Raw genomic sequence first — 1,996 nt, forward strand, 5'->3', positions numbered from 1 at the left:
AGACTTAAATCAGTCAGTCTGGTATAAACGACTACAGATAAATAACCCCCAAAGCCATTGCTGCCCTGTATTAGATGTCCCTTATATTTGCTGACCGTTGCGAAAATGGATTCAGGCTTTTTCAACAACTCGCTTTGGCTTGATGAGTTTCAGGTAAATAACCACAATCGTTGTGGCCAGGGTGGCAATAATCACCCCACTGGGCAGCACGACACCCAATATCGCCCCGAGGTCGCTTCCGGTTTCCTGATCTTCGTCAGTCGTAATGACGGGCGGCATCATGGTGGGAGAAACAACTATAAAGCTTGAGGCCGGTACCGTCAGAAAGGTAAAGGAAGGGCTTGGTGAGGTGAGCCGATCGTCACCCATAGTCGCGGTTGCCTGTTCGGTTAAAGAAATTTCAGGCAGCCTCCCCAGAGAATAGAATTCAATGTCGTTCTGGTCGTTGCCTACCGCCAGCCAGGTGCCATTGGGGTGAAAGGCGAGAGAAAACACCTCACTCATATTGTTTGCCATTGTCAGAGTATCGAGCCGGGTCTGGTTTGCGGCCTCATACAGGTGAACCCTGGGACCTTCGGCCACCACATAATGTTCACCATTGGGGTGATACAAGACAACATCTACGTCCGCATCAAATGTCATGTTTTGAATCAGGGTAAAATGACCCCCAGCCTCCCTGAGCCAGAGGCGTGCCAGATTATCGCTACCGCCAGAAAGCAATCGTTCGCCATTGGGGCTGAACCCAAGGCTAAGTACATCATCACTGTGCGCCGGCATCTCAACGTAGCTGATGTCACTGAGGTTAGTGAGGTTATGCACTCGAATATCGCCAGATTGATCACCCGAAGCCAGCCATGCCCCCTGACTGCCCAGCACACTCACTACAGAGGGGAATTCACCCGGCAGTGGCTCCATCTCATTTTCGTTCAACGGGTTTATCAATGACAACTGGCTTCCGTGACCGAATGCCAGCCAAATATCATTCAAGATGAAGGTAGTTATGAAAACAATCTGGTTGAATATAGGACCTGTAGAGTATTTCTTGATGAAAGTCCCATTGAGGGTCGCCTGAAAGGAAGATAAACTATTTTCCAGACCAAACGCTATACACCCCCCCCCAAACAGATGCTCGGACCATCTGGGTAACCTAGCGCCAAAAACTCATGTCCAAGACGATTAACGCTTTCCTGGTTTGAGGAGAGGGCACTGGTATTGTGGCGCTGAACAAATGTGTGTACAGGAGCATTTCCGACAACTTCTCCTTGCCCTACCATAATCAATTCAGAACCGTCCGGTTTAAAACGCAGTACCACAACAAGAATTCGCGGCTCATAGGCATTGTTTTCTTCATCAATCTCCATCAACTCAGTAGAATTTAACTTTATCACCGGGCCGGGAATAAACCTTACGTCTTCAGGCTTGCCACTGCCTTCGGTTATTCCGTGGCTGATGCTGGCCAGAACGCCCAGCATTAGCCCGGCCAGTTTGCTTATCATGGTTAATGCTCGATTTCTTTTCAGCACAATGTTCACCTATGGAAGTTCACCCATGAAAGTTCACCCATGGAATTTTTATAAATCGGGATGGTGATTGTAGTTCAAATTTACAAGGCAGGGTCATGATTCAAATGCGGTGATAAATCCATGGGAAGGCACTGTTCGTGGTGGAGTCCCACCTCCGTGGGAATATCAATTTTTGCAGAAACAGTGAACACTCTCACCAAAAGATTTCAGCAAGCGTTCGACGCATGAGACTTAAGAATTAAATCAGCCAGACTGAAGTAAACGGCTACAGATGTGTAACCGATGAGGTCATTGCAGCCCTGTATTAGATGTCCCTTATATTTGCTGACCGTTGCGGTTGAAATGGATTCAGGCTTTTTCAACAACTCGCTTTGGCTTGATGAGTTTCAGGTAAATAACCACAACCGTTGTGGCCAGGGTGGCAATAATCACCCCACTGGGCAGCATGACACCCAGTATCGTCCCGAGGTCGC

General features: G+C 48.2%; 2 protein-coding genes. Both read right to left on the minus strand.

Annotated features, from left to right (window positions below):
* Nucleotides 1–111: 111 nt before the first annotated feature.
* Nucleotides 112–948, minus strand: a complete 837-nt coding sequence (locus tag GZ78_RS18895) for a WD40 repeat domain-containing protein (protein ID WP_152558824.1) — start codon at nucleotides 946–948, stop codon at nucleotides 112–114.
* 155 nt (nucleotides 949–1,103) lie between these two features.
* Nucleotides 1,104–1,523, minus strand: a complete 420-nt coding sequence (locus tag GZ78_RS18900; protein WP_152558825.1) for a hypothetical protein — start codon at nucleotides 1,521–1,523, stop codon at nucleotides 1,104–1,106.
* Nucleotides 1,524–1,996: the final 473 nt, after the last annotated feature.

This window comes from Endozoicomonas numazuensis, from assembly GCF_000722635.1.
In the GTDB taxonomy this organism is placed as follows: Bacteria; Pseudomonadota; Gammaproteobacteria; order Pseudomonadales; family Endozoicomonadaceae; genus Endozoicomonas_A; species Endozoicomonas_A numazuensis.